We start from the raw sequence: 20,374 nt of genomic DNA, 5'->3' as shown, positions 1-20,374 counted from the left end.
ACGCTTCGAGCATTACACTGATGTGAACGGGGGGATGTCAATTCTCTTCACGAACAACGCGGAAGCCAATATAGCTGAAAGTATCATGGGCTTCTGCGAACGCTCGAACCGACGAGCGGCATTGGAGCGGCGCGACATACCAGGAACCACCGCGTAGCGACCTCCAATCACCATGCTCGTGCTTGGGAGTATTCTCAGGCCCTTGTGGATCGACGATTGGCTCGGGCTTGGTTCGTGAGCCTTTTTCGCGAGCTTCAGCGAGCATGTCATCATAGTAGCGGTCGGAGTACTTATCGTAGCACCATTCCCACACGTTGCCGTGCGTATCGTAGATACCCCAGGCATTGGGCCGAAATGACTTCGCTGGAGCGGTGAAGGCAAAACCGTCTCCGTCGTCTGTTTCGAGGCGCACAGTACGCTGGCGAAGAACATCTTCCGGATGCAGGGCGTAAAAACTGGCGTCGGCTACATTGCCTACCGCGTACACGCTATCGGGCTCTTCGCCACTGAAGTAAGAACTGCGCGTGCCAGCGCGGCAAGCATATTCCCACTCGGCCTCTGTCGGCAGGCGGTAAATGGCTCCTTCCTTTTTGCTGAGCCATCGACAGAATTCCTGGGCGTCGTGCCAGCTGATGCAGGTGACCGGATGCTTGTCCGATTGCTCGAAACCCGGATTCTTCCAGTTGGCACCTTGGACTAATGAGAATCGATCGAGGGGAGCTTCCGCATCGGGCTTAAATACCCAAGCCTTGCCGGCTTTCTCGGCATCGGTTTGATAGCCTGTGGCATCGACGAAGGCGCGGAACTGCGAAACGGTTACCTCGGTTTCACCGATCGAAAAGCCATGAGACAGCCGAACCGGGAAAGAAGGCCTTTCGACGTAGTCGTGGATTTCGCGCTGGTAAGCGCTTGCTTTGTGTTCGAGCTTTAAGCGATGCTCGTCGAGCATGCCCATTTCGAACTCACCTTGCGAGAGACGAACCATCGTCATACCGAGTGAGTTACGCTCTGCCTCATTATCCTCACCATGTAGGCGAGCGTTCCAACAGACAGCTTGCAGGAGTATCAAACTAAGGAGGAGTGTCCAACGTGCCATCTAACTTACCAACGCTTCAACAAGGCCTGAACTGTCTTGGAACTCGTTACCTACGTCGACTCCGACTCGGTCCAGCATCGTATGCCAGACAGACGCCAGCGGAATCTCGGATTGCAGCTTCAAGTGGCCGCAATGCTTGACCCCGAGCGCCGAACCACCACTAACGATCGTAGGCAGATTATTCTTACTGTGCTCGAAACCCATGCCACTTGAGAGCCCCAGAACGGTTCGATCCAGTAGGGTTCCATCGGCTTCTCGGATCGACTGCAAGCGATCCAAAAAGTAGGCCCAATGGTTCATGTATATTGCGTCAACGCGTGCAAGTTCCTCGAGACTTTGTGGATCGTTGCCATGATGCGACAACGCGTGGTAACCCTTGGATACGTTGAACTCAGGATACACGCCCCCTGCCAGTTCCTTACGTACGACATACGAGATGACTCGCGTCGAGTCGGTTTGGAATGCCAAGGCGATCAGGTCGTACATCAACTTGGCATAGTCGTCGTAAAGATAGTCGCCGCTTCCTTCGGGGCCGGCCATTTTCTTCTCGTAGGTGCCGTGCAGGTCGTCGGTTTCTACCGGAGGCTTCGGCGTATCGGCCCACTCAACGCGACGAGCGAGTGACTTTTCGAGTTCTCGGACCGATGTGTAGTATTGATCCAATTGATCGCGATCGCTCTCACCGAGTTTGCTTGCTAACTGCTTGGCATCATCACGGACGAGATCGAGAATGGATTTGCGCCGACGAAACTCGTTCTTCTCTTCTGCTTTTTGTTCTTTAGTGTCGGGCCGGAAGAGGCGGTCGAAGAGCACTTTGGGATCGTTCTCAGCTGCCAGCGGTACGCCTTGCTCGTTCCACGATATCGTAGCGAGCGCCTGGCTGCCGTAGTTCGTTCCACGGTCAACAGAAAGTTGAAGCGAGGAAAATCGCGTATCGGAGCCGATCGCCTGGGCTGCGATCTGGTCAGGGCTTTGCCGTTGTCGTTCACCTTTGGCAATCGAAGTACTAAACGGATAGGCACCGTCGTGGCCACCCCCTTCTTTCAAAAAGGTACCGTTGAGGGCCGTGAACTTTCCCCGGTGCTTGTCGAGCGGCTTCAAGATGCGCGAAGCCTGATAGTCGAGGCCTTCCTGATCTGGCCAGAACTGCCGCATGTTCATACCGGTTCCCAGGTAGAACATTCCCATACGGGCCGGTGCTTCCGGCGTGGGGGCCGCTAACACGCTCGAAGGCATCATCGCTTCGAGGTAAGGAAGTGCCATCGCAACTCCGGTTCCTCGCAGGAACGTACGCCGCGAAATCCAAGGCTTCTTGGAGCAAGGCATGAGGAATCCATCCTATGAAAAATGCGTGAGTTACTTGGTGTGAAACGCCTGGCTGGCGACAACGCCGTGAATCAGGGATGTAAGGGTATAGTTGTCGGCCTGCATTTGCTCGGCAAGTCGATCGATCAATGGCCGATCGGTTGGTTCGATGGGACGACCCAGGGCGTAGGTCAGCATTTTTTCCGACAGGCCATGAGCAAAGCGATCCTTTTGATCGAGCAAAAGTGCTTTGAAGTCCTCAAAGCCATCAAATGAGTTTCCATTGGGGAGTGTACCAGAGGCATCAATTGGTGGAGTATTGCGACCACGAAAGTCTTCTCCGTCCTGATTGGTACGCCAAGCTCCAATAGCGTTGAAGTTTTCCAACGCCATTCCATAGCAATCGATCGTCCGGTGACAGGCCGCACACGAGGCAATCTGCTGGTGTTGGATCAAACGCTCCCGAACGGTGAGCTTCTCACCTTTAATATTGGGTTCCACCTCACCCGCATTGGGTGGTGGCGGATTCGGCGGGTCATTGAATAGCACTTCGCGAACGTACACTCCGCGGTTCACCGGTTTGGTTCGGTTGCCGTCGGAGCCTCGCATAGCTACGCCAGCCATCGCCAGGAGACCACCACGCGGGGAGTCGTCAGGCAGTTTCACTCGACGGAACTCATCCCCTTCGACACCGGATACTCCATAGAAATCGGCAAGTCGCTCATTGAGCATGGTCCAGTCGGCGTCGAAAAATGACAAGGCCGACTCGTCCTTCCGGAGGACCTCGTCGAAAAATGCAATCACTTCGCCGACCATCGCCTCGCCAAGTTCATCGTCGTATTCCTTGTACAAGTTGGCGTCTGGCATGAAATTGCGGAACTCGTCAGTCTTTAGCCATTGGGCTCCAAAGCCATGTACAAAGCCTTGGCTCTTTTCGTCGGCGAGCATTCGGTCGACCTGGGACGAAAGAACATCCGGCTGGCGAAGCTGCCCGCTCTCAGCCAGTTTAAACAGTTCTTCGTCAGGCATGCTCGACCAAAGGAAGTAACTCAGCCGCGAAGCAAGCTCCCAGTCAGTGAGGGCCCGCTGCTGATTGGACGAGGATGGTTCCACAATGTAAAGAAACTTCGGAGAACACAGGATCGAAATCAGTCCCGTCCGAACGGCATCGTGATACGACTCGCCAGCATCGAGTTCGGACTGACAGAGCGTGACGACCTTATCGATTTCACCCTGGGTGACTGGACGCCGAAACGCTTGTGGCAGGAACTGAGTGAAGATTTCTCGGAGGTAAGCTTCATCCTCGCCGGCATCTTGTCCTCGAAAGAAGAGCGTTTCGTGACTCTTGGGTGGCCACTGATCGTATAAAGGGCCTTCACACTCAAGCCAGTCAACGACTAGTTTCCGTAGCTTAGTCGTATCCGCAGCATCGGGATTCGGCCTCCCCCAAGTCAAGTTCTCTAGCTGTTGGCGCGATTGAAGCCGCATCACCCTTTCGTAATCTTTGGCTTTGCCGGCCTGTTCCTGTTGTCTTCGAATTTCGCTGCCGACGCGGCTGGTTGTCTGAAAGCCTGTCTGATTGACGATCAAAACGTTGTATTCACCACACTTCGGGTCGCGGGGGACGATGATCTCGTAGATCTTGGGTTCATCCGTTACTTCTGTTTCGAGTAGAAGCTGCTGGTCGGCGCTTGGGTGCCCTTGTCGCAAACGCATGATGACGGGCTCGCCGTCGGCACCACGCTGCCCCCAGGCTCGAACGCGAATACGATACATCCCGTTAACGGGGATTTCGTTGCGGGTTCCGGGATACTTCATCACGCCAAACGATCGAGTCGAGCCTTGCATCAAAACGATCGCCTTTTCCTGGCACTCGATGCCGGGTGTTGCGCATAGGTAATCGATTGCCCGATTCTGAGCGATATCCTCCATCTCCAGCCGCATTGTCTCGGTGGCGAATGGTGGTGGGCCATCCACGATCGCCTTGTCGGCAATCCGCTGGGCGACCTCGAAGTACTTATCTAACAACGATGGATCGAGCATGAGTGCGACGGATACTTTGTCGAACCCTTCAGCCGTACCGTCGGGCGGCAGAACACTCTCGGGACTTTCGCCTGGTAGAAACTTGAGATGCAAAAGGTCGCGCACTGTGTTGGTATATTCGGCACGATTCATCCGACGGAGGATGACCCTTCCCTCGTTGCCCAGACTATGGCGTTCGGCTTGACGTAACTCGGCCGCGATCCAGTGGGTAACGGCGGCAAGCTCAGGTGTCGTAGGCGAAGGTGAATCTTCCGGGGGCATCTCTCCCAGGTTCATCTTGTCCATGACCTCGATCCAAATGCTGGCCGAGGTCGATTTGGTAAAGTCCGTTTCGAGCGTGTCGATCCTCAGGTCAGCCTCTTGAGTTTCAGCACCGTGGCAGTCGTAACAGTACGCCTTAAGCAACGGCCGGATTTTCTGGACGAAGTGTTGGTCCTGGACCGATGATTGCGGCGACTGGGCACAAAGCTCATCGACGAGAGCAACTGCCATCAGCAGTGGGATAATGATCGACAGGAAGTACGCCGATCGGGTATAGCAATTGCGGGGTGGAATCATTCCGAAGACCTACGTGGAATGGCTTGGCTAGGAAGCGGTTCCGATGATGGGACGGGGGAAGGAGAAGGAGATGCCTAGGCGGTATAAGCCTATGATCTAAACTAACAAATGGTTACAGTTTCTCGAATTCGATTTCATTGCCATCTATTACCAGGAAGTGGCGGAAGATCGCACGTCGAGGGACGTTCACTCACCGGTTCGGATCAAGAAGATTGTCCTTAGTTATTCTGCTACAAGAAGATACGGACGAAGCATGAAATCCTGACATAAGAATTCATGAATTAGCTGGTTCCTGCAAATAAATCGGGGCAAAGGTCTCAACCGTCTCAAGAGTGGTTGCAAACCTAGCGGATAATGTTAAAAATCGCGCAAAAAGATGACGAGCCAGCCACGGTTTCGGACTATCTTAGATGAGGAAATCCAGCCTGTTCGGCTAATGTTTCCGATGCAAACCGCCCGCATATATCTCGCTTGAGTCATCCTTGATGAAACGCTCCTTCCCGCTTGCCATCCTTCTACTGGCCTTCCTTTCCCTTTCCGCTACCGCTCAGACCTTCCCACCGACATCGCGTCACGAAGAAGGGTTGCATCGCCATCCTCTGCGTGTCTTTGCACTCACAGGCGGGAAAGTGATCCGTTCAGCCGGCAAAGAGCCAGAGTCGGGTACCATTCTGATCCGCGATGCCAAGATTGTAGCGATCGGCAATAAGGTGAGTATTCCCGCCGAAGCGAAGGTCATCGATCTGGATGGCAAGTTTGTCTATCCCGGCTTTATCGACAGCTACGCCGAAGTATCGTTCGAGGAGGCCAACAGTCGACCGCCAACCAGCTACTGGAATTCAAATATCCGGTCTGAGTTCGACGTACGAGGAGCTTTGACAAAGGGCGACTTGGCTGCCGGCGAACTTCGGAAGCAAGGGTTTGTAGCCCGCCTGATCGCCCCACAAGATGGAATTATCAAAGGTCGATCAGCCATCTATGCGTTGGGCGACGACGAACTATCACGGTTGGTGCTTCGGGATCAATTTTCCCTCGTCGGTGAATTAACGCTTGGTCGCAGGCGTGGACGCGGTAACTACCCGAACTCACCCATGGGCGCCGTTGCCCTTTCTCGCCAAGCCTTCTATGACGCCCAGTGGTATCGCGATGCTCACAAGGCCGTGCTCGCAGATGCCGATCTTCCGCTTCCTGAGCAGAACGTGACACTGGCTGCTATGCAGCCGTATGTCGATGGCAAACTACCCGTCATGATCGAGACGAGCAACGACCAATTCCTGCTGCGTGCCGATGAGTTTGCCCGGGAATTCGGTCTCGACTTGATCGCCATTGGAAGCGGTCGAGAATATCGCCAACTTGACGCGATTGCGAAAACGAAACGAACGCTTGTTGTGCCTATCGATTTCGCCAAGGCACCCAATGTGGCGACGCCCCAGGCAGCGGACAATGCGACCCTGCAAGCCCTCATGCACTGGGATCATGCTCCAGAAAACTTGGCACGGCTGGTCGATCGTAAGGTCGAGGTTCTGCTGACAACGCATCGACTGGAGTCCCCTTCCCTGTTTCTGAAGAATTTGCGAATCGCCGTACAGCGGGGGTTGGATGAAGCAGATGCCTTGGCGGCAATGACGACTGTGCCTGCCAAACGCTTGGGAATTGACAAGCAACTGGGCACCATCGAAGAGGGCAAGCTGGCTAGCCTGGTCGTGACCTCGAAGCCTTGGTTTGAAGAAAAAGCAGAAGTTGTCGAGACGTGGGTCAATGGTCACCGCTATGAACATCAGGAAGAGAAGCCTGAGGGGCTGGCGAGTGATTGGAAGATTTCGATCCAAGAGGCACCCGAAAAGACCGACAAGGTACTGTTGCTCAATCTGGTTGGCGACAAGAACCTGAAAGGTACCATTCGTCCAGCGGAAACGACGCCGAAGTTCAAGGACAAGGTCGAACTCAAGTCGATTAAGTTCGAGGACGGACAGTTCACCGCACAGTTCATCGCCGATAGCTTCGGCATTCGAGGCGTCGCGACGCTTTCCATCGTGTACCAGGATGACGTCGAGACGCGGCACGGCACCCTTCGCTGGCCCGACGGGTCCGTTTCGCCAGTCACGATGATCCCGTCAGGAATGCATTCCGAAACGCTCGAAGAAAAGAAGGATACTAAAGAGAAAGAATCGGACGATAAGTCGAACGACGCGGAACATCTGAAGGAAGACGAAGACAAAAGCAAGCGTGTCCGTATGGCCAGTTTCCCCGTGCAATATCCATTGGGTGCCTACGGACGAGAAGAAGCCGTCAAGCGAGAGGCGATTGTCGCGTTCACCGACGCGACGATCTGGACGAGTGGCCCTCAGGGAAAAATCGAAAAGGGAACTGTCCTGATCAAAAATGGAAAGATCGAAAAGGTCGGTAAGAAAGTCGCTGTTCCCAGCAATGCACTAGTCGTAGACGCGACTGGGAAGCATATCACGGCCGGCCTGATCGATTGCCATTCGCATATCGCGACTGACGGCGGTATCAATGAAAGTGGTCAGGCGATCACGGCAGAAGTGCGAATCGCTGACTTCGTCGATGCAGACGATATAACCATTTATTGGCAACTTGCTGGCGGCTTGACGACCGCTAACGTCCTGCACGGTTCGGCTAATCCGATCGGCGGTCAGAATCAGGTTATCAAGATGCGGTGGGGATCGAGTTTTGATGATCTCAAATTCCGAGAAGCCCCAGCCGGTATTAAGTTCGCCTTGGGCGAAAACGTAAAGCAGAGCAACTGGGGTGATGACTTCAATACCCGCTACCCGCAAACGCGGATGGGTGTCGAGCAGGTGTTTCGCGACGAATTCCGCGTGGCCGAGCAGTATCAACAGGCACACAAGGACTATGCGAAGAATAAACGTGGTCTTCCGCCAAGACGTGATCTCGAACTTGATGCGATCGTTGAGATCTTGAACGGAAAACGCTGGGTTCACTGCCATAGCTATCGTCAGGACGAAATCTTGGCCCTGATCCGTGTGCTGGACGAATACGACATTACGATCGGTTCGCTCCAACATATTCTCGAAGGCTACAAGGTTGCCGATGCCATGAAGCAGCATGGAGCGACTGGATCGACGTTCTCGGACTGGTGGGCTTACAAGGTCGAAGTGAGGGACGCGATTCCTTACAACGGGGCGCTCATGCACGACCAAGGTGTGGTCGTCTCCTTCAACTCCGACGACTGGGAGCTCGGCCGACGTATGAATCAAGAGGCCGCCAAGGCGGTCAAGTACGGAAACCTCTCGCCGGAAGAAGCACTCAAGTTCATCACGATTAATCCTGCTATTCAGCTGCGGATTGAAAAGTTTGTAGGTTCAATCGAGCCTGGAAAGCATGCCGACCTTGCGATCTGGTCGGGCCCGCCTCTTTCCAATTTCAGCGTCTGCGAACAAACCTGGATCGACGGAAGCAAGTATTTCGATCGACAGGAAGAACAGAATCGACAAAAGAAAGTCGCCGAGATGAAGAATACCCTGGTTCAGAAGATTCTGGATACGAGGGCGCCCATGATGGAAGAAGGAGAATCGCTGGAGGATGGTTCTCAACTCTGGCCACGGCACGATGAGTTTTGTCATAGCCACGACGAGCACGAGCACGGCCACGAGCATTAATTCATGGCTATGACGCTCTGATCCATTTTCCTTCACTGACTTCCAAAGAACGAAACGATGCATATTTCTATCCGACTGCGAACGATCCTCATCCTGGCCTGCCTTGTAGGCGTGTCCTCGGCTTCTGATCAAATCCCTGGAGCAATGCCGAAGGGACCAGTCGCGATCGTTGGAGCGACGATTCATCCCGTATCAGGCCCAGCGATCAAGCAAGGAGTTTTGGTCTTCGAGAAAGGAAGGATTACGGCAGTTGGCGACAAAGTTCCCGTTCCCAAGGGTGCGCAAGTCATTAAGGCGAATGGTAAGCATGTTTATCCGGGCATGTTTGAACCGTATTCGCGAATTGGCCTGACAGAGATTTCGTCGGTCAGAGCAAGTAACGATTATCGCGAGTCAGGCAGTCTAAATCCGAATGTGAAGGCACACGTCAGCGTTGATCCAGATGGCGAGATCATCCCAGTGACTCGGTCCAATGGTGTTCTCTTAACGATGACGGCACCAGCAGGCGGGTTAATTTCCGGGCAAAGCGCCGTGCTTCAACTCGACGGCTGGACCTACGAAGACATGACGGTATTGCCTCGCGCCGGCATGATTATCTCGATGGATAGCCAAGAAGAGAAAGAACGTCTGGCCGAATTCTTTGACGAGGCACGGCGATACAACCAGGGGCAAGAGGCAAAGTCGAAGATCCTGCATGATGCCCGCCTCGAATCGATGGACAAAGTACTTAGTGGCGAGCAGCCCATCATCATTCATGCCGATCGGGCAAACGACATTACCAGGGCAATCACCTTTGCCACCGAGCAGGAGGTGAAACTGGTCATCTTTGGCGGCTATGACGCACCCCAATGCCGAGAGTTGATGAAGAAGTATGACATTCCGGTTATTGTCTCGGCCATCCACCGTAACCCACGTCGTCGAGACGACCCATACGATGCCGCTTACACGCTGGCTAAGCGACTTCAGGATGCTGGAATTCGATTCTGCATCTCAGGCTACGAACGATCCAATGCGTGGAATGTCCGAAACCTTCCCTACCATGCGGCTACGGCGGTCGCGTTTGGTTTGAGCAAAGAGGAAGCCATGCGGGCCATTACGCTTTCCCCAGCGGAAATTCTGGGTGTTGCCGACAAGGTCGGAAGTCTGGAAAAGGGAAAGGACGCGACTTTGATTCTGTGCGACGGCGACCCCCTGGAAGCTGCTACCCAGATTCAATCGGCATGGATCGCTGGTAAGCCAGTCGACCTAAGCAACAAGCAGACGATGCTTTACGAGAAGTATCAGCAAAAGTACCAGCAATCGAAAAAATAGCCGATTGCGTCTCACAGTCGCCAACGCTGTTTAATTTCCATCAACGTTCTGGCATTCTTTTCCGCAAATCCTCATGATAGAGCCATTCCCGACGAACTAATGGTCCTGGCAAATGTCTTTCTAAGACAACAGGGCGAAGGAACACGTTGGCACAGGATGTGGAATGGACTACTGTCAGTTTTTGGAAACACTGCTCGGAGAGGGCCGCGCTTCGGTTCCCGATTTGGGGCCTATCCCGCCCCAGCAGAAATCCGCCGCGGCAGAGGTTCTTGCGCGGTATGAACGGTTGTGGCGTCTCGAGTGCCCCAGCCCTGTTCCTAAGTACAATCCGGAAGCGGCAAGTTGGGCGGCCGAGCAGTTTTGTTTGGCTTGTCAGTTCGCGATCTTTCGCGCCGTGGACGAGCAGGCGATGCATGCGGCGCTCGCTCCATCGGTCGACGGTAGAGCTGGTCCCGAGGTGCATTACTCGGTCGACCTTGTATTTCGCTTTCTGCCAGATCTCGTCAAGTTTGTGCACTCTGCCTCGAGTGACGATCCCCTGGAAAAGATCTTGAGGGGTTGGGCTCACAACTGGCCACTGTCCTCGGTGGGCATGGCAGGCATCGAAGATACCGACCTCCAAGCAATGTACCAAAGCCCAGGACTTATGACGCTATACGTCGATCGGGTCATCTCGCAATCAGATCAGTCTCGACTCGCTGACGACCTGGTCCGCGAGCATGTGCTGGCTGCCGTGGGGATGTACCCCGAGTTGGCCGCAAACCTAGCATTAATCGATTACGCAACTGAGAATGGAGAGACGGCGTGAGTGTTGTGCGTTCACCGGAAGAAACGGCCCAGATTCTAGAGCTAGGTGAAAAGCTACGCGAAAGCGTGTTGGATCCCATGAAGCGGGCTTTCGTGGGCAAGGACGAGATCATCGATCTGTTGGGGATATGCCTCGTTGCTCGAGAGAATCTCTTCATTTTGGGACCACCTGGGACGGCCAAGAGCGCTTTGGTGCAGCAATTAGCCCGGCGGATGGAGGGTAAAGTCTTTGACTATCTGCTAACGAGATTTTCCGAACCGAATGAAATCTTCGGTCCATTCGATATTCGTAAACTTCGCGATGGCGAATTAATCACCAATACCGAGGGAATGTTGCCGGAGGCAACGTTTGTTTTCCTTGACGAGTTGCTGAATGCGAATAGCGCAATTCTGAATAGCCTGTTGTTGGTTCTCAACGAACGAATCTTTCGCCGCGGTCGCGAAACTCGCCACCTGCCGACGCTAATGGTGGTGGGAGCAAGTAACTGTTTGCCCCAAGATGAAGCGCTGGCGGCTTTGTTTGATCGTTTTCTGTTGCGCGTCCGCAGCGACAACGTACATCAGGAGCAGCTTGCCAGTGTCCTTTCCGCTGGTTGGAAGTTAGATACGAGCCAAAGCGACCTGGTCGCCGAGGTTACGGTGGAAGATATCCAGCGGCTCAACTCCCTACTGAGTCAGGTCGACCTCTCCGGCGTGCAACCGGTCTATGTGGACTTGGTGCATCGGCTGCGGCATGTAGGCGTTGCCGTCTCAGATCGTCGCGCGGTCAAGCTGCAAAGAATACTGGCTGCAAGCGCCCTGCTCTGCGGCCGGCTGGTGGTGAATCGCACCGACATGTGGGTGCTACGTCACATTTGGGATCGTGAAGAACAGCAAGACGTCCTTTCTGCCATTATCGATGACGTCCTTCGTGAGGCGACTGAGGAGGAAGTCGCAACAAGTCATCCTAGAAGTCAAGATAACGATACGCCCGACGCTGAACGGTTGGCTGCTGAGTTGGACCGCATTTCAGAGCGTATCGAGACTGGCGAGCTTCCTAAGACGGACCGAGCTTACGTCCGAGATCAACTCGGGCTCCTTGCTGCGCGGTGCCAATGGGTTCGTGATTCTCAGCAGCGGACCCACCTTGAAACAACTGTCAATCAGCTTTTAGAGCGTCTGGGAGCCGACTCGTGACAACCTTCGTATGGAAGATGCATCGCGACGCGAGCGAGCTACTAGGTGCCGTGCGTACGCAGCCGAGCCTGGAGGTATGTCCGGAAGGTGATACCGTGTGGATTCGGTGTGAGGATGCCAACGATGAGATTCAGCAAGCGTTCTTGCAACTCCCAGTGGTTCATAGCATCGCGACCGACGACGGTCAGCTCATCAAGCGGGGGACACGTGTTCCGCACGGGTACGTTGCCGAAGGGCCTTGGATACCCATCGCCCAGTGGATAGAGGTGAAGCTGCCTATTGCTGGCCTAAGCGGTATCGCACCAAGTCCGATTCCAGTTGAGTTGGTTCGTAGCGAAACGTTCGAGACACCACAGCTTCTCAAGACGAATATCCAAGTGTGGACCCAGTACGCCGTCGCCGCGCCCCGGATAAGACTCGATCGACTTGCGTTCGCTGCGAGGGCAGATGGTACGGTTTTCGTGTGGGGAGAACCGCTCCCACCGATCTTCGGAAAAAGGTTCGTCGTGCACGGGCGTGTCGCTGTGGAGGCCGGTTGGACATGGCAACCGGCGGTGGACGTCGGGGTGCTTGAAGCAGTATTGGCCATCGATCCAGGGTACCTGGCCGTAATGGAGGAAGGAGGGCACTGGCTGTCCTTAGCGGACGAGGGTTTTGTACAGGCGACCCGCTCGGCTGTTCGAACCACTTCGGAGGAATTGGGCTATGTCTGCTGAGATGACCAAAGCGCAGAAATACCTGTTGCCGCCGACCAGGTCCTTCTGGAAATGGTCGGACGATGGTGAAGTAATCTGCTGGCACGATAACCGTACGATCATCTTCAAGGCTGAACTAATCCAGATCTTGGAGCGACTGGCACCACAAGGGTTACCGACGCTGTCGAGCGTGGTCGTGACGATGGCCTCGATGCGCGAAGGTTGGGAACAGTCTGTTTCCGAGGTCAGAGGTAGCGTTGAAGTTTACCAGCCATCGGTCGAATCAAGTCAGCTAGTCGAGAGCGTTCTGGTGGGTGACGGAGGTCTCAAGAGACTTACGATGTTACCTATGAGCTTAAGGAGTTCAACCGAAGCACGAGTGACCGTCTGTCAGATGGTGTTCGAGAACGTGCGACCGTTTTTCACGGCTGAAGAAGCGTCGGGGGTCATCCAGTACTTGACCCACGGGATGGACGAAATTCTCGCAACGTATAACTCGCCAGGCTTTCAGGTAGTGCCGTTTCGAGCACTTTCGTTGGCGGACCTCATCCAGCTCAATCGAGGTTTGGAAGGAGTCGACGAGCAATCCATTCAGCTACGACAGCGGACTTCACTTGATGCATTGCCGCAGCGGGCTGAGATGGAACTTCCCCAGTCGCAGCAGATGCGTTGCTTGCTGGACCAGTTGCAACAGGATGACAGTCTTCAAGGCGTGGCCAAACTTGCCAAACAGTTGATGGGTGCCGTATCGCTGCCTCGAAAGGTCTCGGACCCCGATGAAGTACCTACCGGTGGGATTTCAGACATCTCGAATCGCGGGTCACTCGATCGTTTGATGCTGACCGAACTGGCACACGATGACCTGACGCTTGCCGTTCGTATCAGTTCCAACGAAGCTCTTTACCTTCGCCGGGAATCTCCACCCCAGGCAACATGGCGTGAGTTCTCCCTTTTTCTAGATTGTGGGATTCGCATGTGGGGAGTCCCTCGCTTCTACGCCACGGCAGTCGCATTGGCCTTAGTTGCGAATGCTGATGAGTACACGGTCGTCAAAGCATTCCGTGCCGAAGGTGCTCATGTCAAAGAAGTTGATCTTCTCACGCGTGAAGGCATTGTCGAGCATTTGGAATGTCTACAGGCAGAGTTGCACCCCGGGCCAGTACTGAAAGCATTGGCGGCCAGGTTAGACCCAGACGAGGAAAGCAACCCAGTACTCATCACGACCGACGATGTAGCGAACGACAAAACGTTTCAGGAAGCGCTTGTCGCTCAGGCGTTTCCCATGTTGTACCTCGCGTCCGTGAATCGTGACGGATCGATGCGCATGGAGCAGCGGGGTGCTCAAGGAAAGAAGGTGCTGAATGAACTTATACTGAACCTGGATGACCTCTATGGCAGTAAGCCGAAGAAGCTTTCTGCTCTCGTCGAGAAGGATTGGGCAAACGACCTACCGGCCATCTTTTCAGCGAAGCCATTTCCACTTCTGCTATCTGTGAACGTTTCGAGTGACCAGCAGATGCATCTAGCCGATCATGGCGTCCTCGGGATCACGAAAGATCGGCGACTGGTGCACTGGCACTCCCAGGTCTATGTCGGAGCCCGTCAATTGGCTGACGACTTACCGGCGGGACGCCTTCAGTGGTACCACTTTGATGAACCTGACGACGTGGTCTATGCCGTCATCGTGGAAACAAATTCTCGCCAACAGTATTTGTTGAAGGCGAGCCTGAGCGAACAAGCGACCTCTTTAAGCGAAATCCAGACCGCCAGCGAAATTGTCCCGTTGGCATTGAAAGCGGGGGTGCTTCTTGGGCAGAAAGGGGCGACGGCTCTTTGTGCGATTGATCCGAACTCTGGTGAAGAAGTGCAAAGCAATGCCATGCCTAGCTCATGGAAGCGATGCTCAGGCCGTTTCTTCCGGAATCCTCGGAATGACGAATGGTGTGCGGTGTCGTTCGATGGACAGGCGATCCGAATGGAGAAGGTCTTCTCTTCGCCTCCCGACGAAACACCTTGGCTGATGGAGATGTTTGAGTGCGACGAAATCGAGGGTCCAATCGGTATTACCCACAAAGGAGACATATGCTTCACGGCGACCGGTGAGATTTGGGAGACTCAAATCCCGAAGCAACAATCCAGCCAAGTACGTTTGGCGGGGCAGCATGCCAATCGGTTGTGCCTCACTTCTTCAGGTCTGGGAAACTACCTAATCGACGTCGCGAAACGGTCAGTCGCCTCGGTAAAGGGAAAGAGTACGGCGAGCCTCCTTCACGGCAACTCTCTGGCATTCATTACTCCTAGCAACACGCGGCATCGCTTTACCGATATTCAAGTATGCGAAAGTGAGCTGGGCCAGAAACGACTTGGACTAATCACGCGGCGCGGTCAAAGGATGGTATTGGACATTACTTATGGAGCCGTTCATCTGCGGTTTCCACGCGAGTCGATGACGACAGAAACACATCTGAAGCGTCCATTCACACCGCTTGAGATTCGTGAAATTGGTTTTCAGCTTAGTTGGGCCGCCTGGGACGATGGAAGCGAAGCATTCCTGGATAGCCGAGGTTTGTTGCATTTGCGGTCGGCCGATCGATCGGTCCCCGAAGTGACGATCGCGTTGACCGACGGAGCTATTGCAGGCTGGGTGTCGGATGGGCGGCTGTGGGGGGCCCATTACTTTACGCAGAAGCGTGCCAATCAGAAGGCAGATGAGGTGATATTCGAGAAGGTAATACTCGGATTCCTGGAGCAGTTGATCTAATGCATGCCGTACTACGTCTGGAATTCTCCGCACACGTCGAGCGTCCGACCACTTGTTGGTACGTGGCTAGCCATGATGTGCGCGATTGGATCAACGCCGTGTTGGAAGGTTTCATTCCGGGAACTCAGCTAGCGATTCGCATTTTGCCGGTCCCACATTCCACGCAGCGACGTGAACCAATCGGAGCCGTCCTCGTGGGCCCCCGCGTCGTGCATAACACTTGGCCTAAAAGGTGTCTGCGATATACCCATCTTACGGACCGATTGATGGTCCCAGCTCAGTCACGTCTAAGCTCCGAGGCTACGACGATCGAACTCGATGAACTATTGTCCGCTTCTCGGCAGTATGTCTGGCATCCGCAGGCCGGGCTTATCGCCTTTGAGCCAGACGAAGTGCTGACCTTGGCTGACTTGATCAAATATCGACCAGTGGAGTCGACCGAATTCCTAAGTGGACGGCCAGGCTTACACTTGCCCACACGCCTGACATCGATCTATCCGTCGACGCCCCCAACCATGGAGATGGTTCTCGAACAGGGCCAAGATGGGATTGGAACCAAGGGACAGAGCAGCGATAAGATTCCACCCCAAGAGGGCGAACCGAAACCGGGCGTCGGTAACTCGCTTGGCCGCGTTGGACTTTCGATCTTTGGTGCTGGCTTGAATATGGCATCGGCAGCAGGTGAGTTCGTCGGACGCCATTTAGGATTGGGTAGTGGCGTTGCCGGTGGCGGGACCGGCGGCATAGGTGGTAGCGGCGCGACAGGCGGAACTGGCGAAAGCTGGCTAGACCAACTCAAAGAGTGGACTCGGCAGCGGCTCGAACATCTAAACGAGGCTGTCCTCTCGGAACGGGAAAAAGAGATTAATCGCCTGATGAACCTCTTGGAGATGAATCCTGACGAGGGGCTCAAGTGGGCATTGCCAATTGGTGGGGAGGCTCATCGTGGTATGGCAACACCTTCGAGTCACCTGCGCCAGCGCAATCCGAGTTTCAGCTTCGGGGGCCTGGGAGGTGGAGGACCGGCCGACCACTGGGATTTGTCCTATCAGCGACAACAGGAATTGATCCAAAAATACCGCGAACTAGCCAATCGCGAGATCGGCCTGGGCCGCTATCGCCGGGCTGCGTACATTTTCGCGGAACTACTTGCCGACTTCGGTGCGGCCGCCGACGTACTCAAACAAGGAAAGCATTGGCGTGAAGCGGCGCTGCTCTACAAAGATAAGCTCAACAACCCACGTCAGGCAGCAGAGTGCCTGGAACACGGAGGCTTTTGGACCGAGGCGATCGAACTGCATCTGGAACTGAAGCAGTTTGAGAAAGCAGGCGACTTGTTTCGTCAGCTGGAACAAGAGAAGGAAGCGTCCGAGTGTTATGAGAACGCAGTGATTGAATGTCGTGATCGACGCGACTTCCTGGGAGCCGCGGATCTGCTTGAGAACAAAATTAGCGACATTCCTCGAGCCATTGCATCCCTGGAGGAAGCCTGGCCTCATAGCAATCAAGCTAACAGTAGTCTCCGGCAGTTGTTTGCCCTCTATCAGCGACATGGATTTCACGAGGAAGCCAAGGAAACGATTAACGCTCTACAAAGGGGCTTTCCGCCACCACAGACTCAAGTAGCGTTGGTCGAGACGCTGTCGGATAACGCGACCAACTATCCTAATCGAAGCGTGAAGCAACTGGCCTCCGATGGTACGCGCGTGGTAGCTTCGAAACTACTAACTCAGTCAGGAATCATCGACCGGAGTCGAATCCTCCAGGCCGTAAGACGGCTAGAACCAGACGATCGCCTGCATGCCCGAGACTGCTTGCGATTCAGCCAGCAAAAGAAGAAAAAAGCTCCGAAATCGACACCAAGATTACAGAATATGGTTCGTGTCTGCTTCGAACGGATGATTGAACTCCAGCGGACTACGCCGGAATGCGAGTCAGTTGCATCCGCTGTTTCGGCCAACGTGATTTTTCAGGCTGTTCAGAACCAAGCGAGTGGGCATCTGCGGATCTTTCGTATGGCATGGGAGGATGGTTCTCAAACGTTGAAAGAATGGAAGAACCTTCCCGTCCGCCCCGAAAGCTTCTATGCGTTCGCTGCGGACCCGAATCGACCCAATCGCGTGTTCTTTAACACGCTGCTTGGCAATCACCTCGTGCCGCCTACGGTGACGTTTCCACAGGAAGACCGAATTCCCTTCGATACGAAACTCGCGAGTATGGGTATCGATACGCTGGGAGCGAGTCTCACGTCTCATGGAATACGATGGTCGGCCCAAAGATCTCAGGATGGGTTTGCGCTCACGGCTACCGATCAGAACGAAAAGCTTGTTAGCACGGTTTCGCTTAATGAGTACATCCAGCAGTTGATGATGTTCATCGAGGCACCAACAAGGGCCTGTCCGATGCATGCCACGTCGAAACACGTTTTCCTTGGTCTGGGTAGCGAACTGGTGTTTCATGATCACCACACGACCCGTTCGGTGACTTTGGATCAACCGATTCATCGCATTGTCGGCTCGTATCCCAACACACGTCCGCGTCTGCTTGTTTCATTGGAACAAGGCGCGCGGATCTATTGGGATGACTACTTCGATGGACGTGAGTTCGATTTTGCGACCGAGCTTAGCAGCCCTTACCTGGCATTTACACGCGGGGGCAACGTAATCGCCGCTTCGGATCAGGCCTGTCAGATTTATTCGACGCGAAATAGCAAAATGGAATTGGTCGGAGAGCTTCAGTTAGGAAAACCCGTGCGTCAGGTAATCACTGGTAATGCACCGGAACAGTTCGGAATCGTGCAAAAGGAAGGTCGAATCGCGATCTATTCGTGGTCTATGCAGGGGCACTAGCCCAAATTCGCAGGACGACGCAAAGGGATACGCCGCATGGACTTGGTAAACGATCTGGCCTAAATCCAATCCGTGAGATACGATTAAGAGTCCTGCCTCTTGTTTTCCCCGCCCTTAGGCTCCTGCCGATGCAACGACTCTTACAGCGCGTTAGCGATTCGCGATACGTTCTTTGCACGATAATGCTGCTCAGTACGTTCGTCGTGTGGGAGTGCCCAGCCTGTCTGGCGGATGAGCTTTCGCCCGAAATGTCGAAGTGGGGGCAGCTTTATGCAAAGGATATCCTGCCGATAATTCAATCGCGATGTATCGACTGCCACAGCGGAAAAGACGCGGATGGGGAATTCGACCTGAGTCGTTTCACCAGCGGTGATGTTGCGGCGAAAGCCGGCGACGTTTGGGAACGCGTTGCCAGAAGAATCCGGCAAAACGAAATGCCACCGGAGGGTAGTCCCGGACTGACCGACCCGCAGAAAGGGGCTTTTTACGGATGGCTTGACTCGCGACCAGATCAAGATCTTTGTAATCAGCTTGCATCCGACGAAACCCAAGCCTGGTATCGCGGCCACGTGATGAGTCGTCGCTTGACGCGGACCGAATATCGTAACGCAATTAGGGACCTCGTCGGCTTGGAGTTGAAGCCAGACGAGCTTCCTCCATCCGACGGCGCTGGTGGCGAAGGCTTTGATACCGTCGGCGATTCATTGTTCACATCCCCGATTCATTTGGAGGCTTACCTGGTCGCAGCTGATCGAATCATCGAAACCGCGCTTCCCGACAAACAAGAGAGTGCGTCGACGGAAGTGGTCAACGCGAGAGCATTGATACTCTCGGGGATGGACGAAAAGAATGATCCCAAGTCCGATGTTGAACTTCGTGAAGCTGCGAAGCACTGTATCGAGCGGTTTGCCCGGCGAGCATGGCGCCGGCCGGTCGCGGAGGAAGAATTGGAACGGCTGCTCACCATTTATGATGCTGCGTTCACCCGGGGGCATGCATTTGTGTCAGCACTGCGGGAACCGCTCAAAGCAGTTTTGATCTCGCCTCATTTTCTGTTTGTTGTCGAATCGGAACCAGCCGGTGGCGGCGTTCAGCGAATCACGGCCCATCAACTGGCAACACGCCTGGCCCTTTTGATTTGGTCATCGATTCCTGACCAGCATCTATTGGAACTGGCGGACGAAGAAAAGCTATTTGACGAGATTGTACTTCGCCAAGAAGTACGCCGAATGTTGGTGGACCCCAAAGCAGTTGCACTAGGCGAGAACTTCGGGCTGCAGTGGCTGGGGCTACGAGAGTTCGGCAATGGGCCGCGCCCCGATGAAGAGGTTTTTCCTCAGTTTGGCGACGCATTGGCTGCCGACATGCTTGAAGAGGCCATCCTCACCGTTGCGAATGTCTTTCGGGAAGATGAGCCTTTGACCAGGTTGGTCGATGCCCAGTACATCTACGCCAATGCGCGTCTGGCTGAATACTACGGACTGTCGATCTCCGACGGAGCCGGTTGGCAGCGTGTTGAATTGCCCAACCGACAACGCGGGGGCGTGATGACGATGGCCAGTGTACTGACTTCAGCCTCATACCCTCGTCGTACTAGCCCGGTGCTGCGAGGAAGGTGGATTCTCGAAGAGGTCTTAGGATCACGTGTTCCACCTCCGCCCCCGAATGTTCCGGCGTTGGAAGAGTCGCATGAAGAAGGCAAAAACCTGACGCTGCGCGAGCGTCTGGAGGTACATCGCCAGAAAGCCGAATGTGCCAGCTGTCATAACCGGATGGACCCTCTGGGATTTGGTTTGGAGAATTTCGATGGAATCGGACGCTGGCGAGAAAGCGACAATGGACAACCCATTGACGCTGCCGGAAAGCTTCCTTCTGGAGACCAGTTCAGCGGACCGGAAGAATTGAAAACAGTAATACTGAAGCGGAGTGGCGAATTCCAGAAGCATTTCGTCCGTAAGCTGATCGGATTTGCTTATGGTCGGAAGCTGAACAAGTTTGACAACTGTGTTGTTGATCACTGTTTGAAGACGCTGAAAGAAAACGATTTGAAGGCCGCGGTCCTGATCGAAGAGATCGCCTTGTCCTTTCCTTTTCAGCATCGCTACTTCAAATCAGACAAGTAAGAGCAGAGA

General features: G+C 54.4%; 11 protein-coding genes. 8 read left to right on the top strand and 3 right to left on the bottom strand.

Annotation, left to right across the window (positions count from 1 at the left end):
• Positions 1–37 precede the first annotated feature (37 nt).
• From PSR63_RS26285 to PSR63_RS26275, 3 genes are read right to left on the bottom strand one after another with little or no spacing between them, the layout of a single operon-like run.
• The gene (locus PSR63_RS26285) at positions 38–1,096 is read right to left on the bottom strand and encodes a formylglycine-generating enzyme family protein (protein WP_274329050.1); all 1,059 of its coding nucleotides are present in this window, start codon (positions 1,094–1,096) and stop codon (positions 38–40) included.
• The gene (locus tag PSR63_RS26280) at positions 1,097–2,422 is read right to left on the bottom strand and encodes a DUF1552 domain-containing protein (protein ID WP_274329048.1); all 1,326 of its coding nucleotides are present in this window, start codon (positions 2,420–2,422) and stop codon (positions 1,097–1,099) included.
• Positions 2,423–2,452: 30 nt separating this feature from the next.
• Complete coding sequence (locus PSR63_RS26275) at positions 2,453–5,002, bottom strand: DUF1592 domain-containing protein (RefSeq protein ID WP_274329046.1); 2,550 nt, start codon at positions 5,000–5,002, stop codon at positions 2,453–2,455.
• A gap of 485 nt (positions 5,003–5,487) precedes the next feature.
• On the opposite strand from PSR63_RS26275, the gene PSR63_RS26270 reads away from it, so the two are divergent.
• The 8 genes from PSR63_RS26270 (at position 5,488) to PSR63_RS26235 (ending at position 20,365) form a co-directional block, all read left to right on the top strand.
• Complete coding sequence (locus tag PSR63_RS26270; RefSeq protein WP_274329045.1) at positions 5,488–8,643, top strand: amidohydrolase family protein; 3,156 nt, start codon at positions 5,488–5,490, stop codon at positions 8,641–8,643.
• Between the two features lie 57 nt (positions 8,644–8,700).
• A complete protein-coding gene (locus PSR63_RS26265) occupies positions 8,701–9,954 on the top strand; it encodes an amidohydrolase family protein (RefSeq protein ID WP_274329042.1) in 1,254 nt (417 codons plus the stop codon).
• A gap of 163 nt (positions 9,955–10,117) precedes the next feature.
• Complete coding sequence (locus PSR63_RS26260) at positions 10,118–10,762, top strand: hypothetical protein (protein WP_274329040.1); 645 nt, start codon at positions 10,118–10,120, stop codon at positions 10,760–10,762.
• A complete protein-coding gene (locus PSR63_RS26255) occupies positions 10,759–11,937 on the top strand; it encodes an AAA family ATPase (RefSeq protein ID WP_274329038.1) in 1,179 nt (392 codons plus the stop codon). Before PSR63_RS26260 ends, PSR63_RS26255 begins: the two co-directional genes overlap by 4 nt.
• Positions 11,934–12,653 (top strand): hypothetical protein, encoded by a 720-nt coding sequence (locus PSR63_RS26250; protein ID WP_274329037.1) that lies wholly within the window; start codon positions 11,934–11,936, stop codon positions 12,651–12,653. The genes PSR63_RS26255 and PSR63_RS26250 overlap by 4 nt, the downstream gene beginning before the upstream one ends.
• Entirely contained in the window at positions 12,643–15,393 is a 2,751-nt protein-coding gene (locus PSR63_RS26245; RefSeq protein WP_274329035.1) for a hypothetical protein, read from the top strand. Before PSR63_RS26250 ends, PSR63_RS26245 begins: the two co-directional genes overlap by 11 nt.
• Entirely contained in the window at positions 15,393–18,242 is a 2,850-nt protein-coding gene (locus PSR63_RS26240) for a hypothetical protein (protein WP_274329033.1), read from the top strand. The genes PSR63_RS26245 and PSR63_RS26240 overlap by 1 nt, the downstream gene beginning before the upstream one ends.
• Before the next feature lie 128 nt (positions 18,243–18,370).
• On the top strand, positions 18,371–20,365 hold the full coding sequence (locus PSR63_RS26235; RefSeq protein WP_274329031.1) for a DUF1588 domain-containing protein: 1,995 nt from the start codon (positions 18,371–18,373) through the stop codon (positions 20,363–20,365).
• The last annotated feature ends 9 nt before the right edge of the window (positions 20,366–20,374 follow it).

Origin of the sequence: Bremerella sp. P1, from assembly GCF_028748185.1 — a bacterium.
In the GTDB taxonomy this organism is placed as follows: domain Bacteria; phylum Planctomycetota; class Planctomycetia; order Pirellulales; family Pirellulaceae; genus Bremerella.
This window is presented reverse-complemented; position numbering and strand designations above follow the sequence as displayed.

Excerpts from the sequence above, each read along its gene's own strand:
- PSR63_RS26285 (WP_274329050.1), bottom strand. The coding sequence starts at position 1,096 with ATGGCACGTTGGACACTCCTCCTTAGTTTGATACTCCTGCAAGCTGTC.
- PSR63_RS26280 (WP_274329048.1), bottom strand. The coding sequence starts at position 2,422 with ATGCCTTGCTCCAAGAAGCCTTGGATTTCGCGGCGTACGTTCCTGCGA.
- PSR63_RS26275 (WP_274329046.1), bottom strand. The coding sequence starts at position 5,002 with ATGATTCCACCCCGCAATTGCTATACCCGATCGGCGTACTTCCTGTCG.
- PSR63_RS26270 (WP_274329045.1), top strand. The coding sequence starts at position 5,488 with ATGAAACGCTCCTTCCCGCTTGCCATCCTTCTACTGGCCTTCCTTTCC.
- PSR63_RS26265 (WP_274329042.1), top strand. The coding sequence starts at position 8,701 with ATGCATATTTCTATCCGACTGCGAACGATCCTCATCCTGGCCTGCCTT.
- PSR63_RS26260 (WP_274329040.1), top strand. The coding sequence starts at position 10,118 with ATGGACTACTGTCAGTTTTTGGAAACACTGCTCGGAGAGGGCCGCGCT.
- PSR63_RS26245 (WP_274329035.1), top strand. The coding sequence starts at position 12,643 with ATGTCTGCTGAGATGACCAAAGCGCAGAAATACCTGTTGCCGCCGACC.
- PSR63_RS26240 (WP_274329033.1), top strand. The coding sequence starts at position 15,393 with ATGCATGCCGTACTACGTCTGGAATTCTCCGCACACGTCGAGCGTCCG.
- PSR63_RS26235 (WP_274329031.1), top strand. The coding sequence starts at position 18,371 with ATGCAACGACTCTTACAGCGCGTTAGCGATTCGCGATACGTTCTTTGC.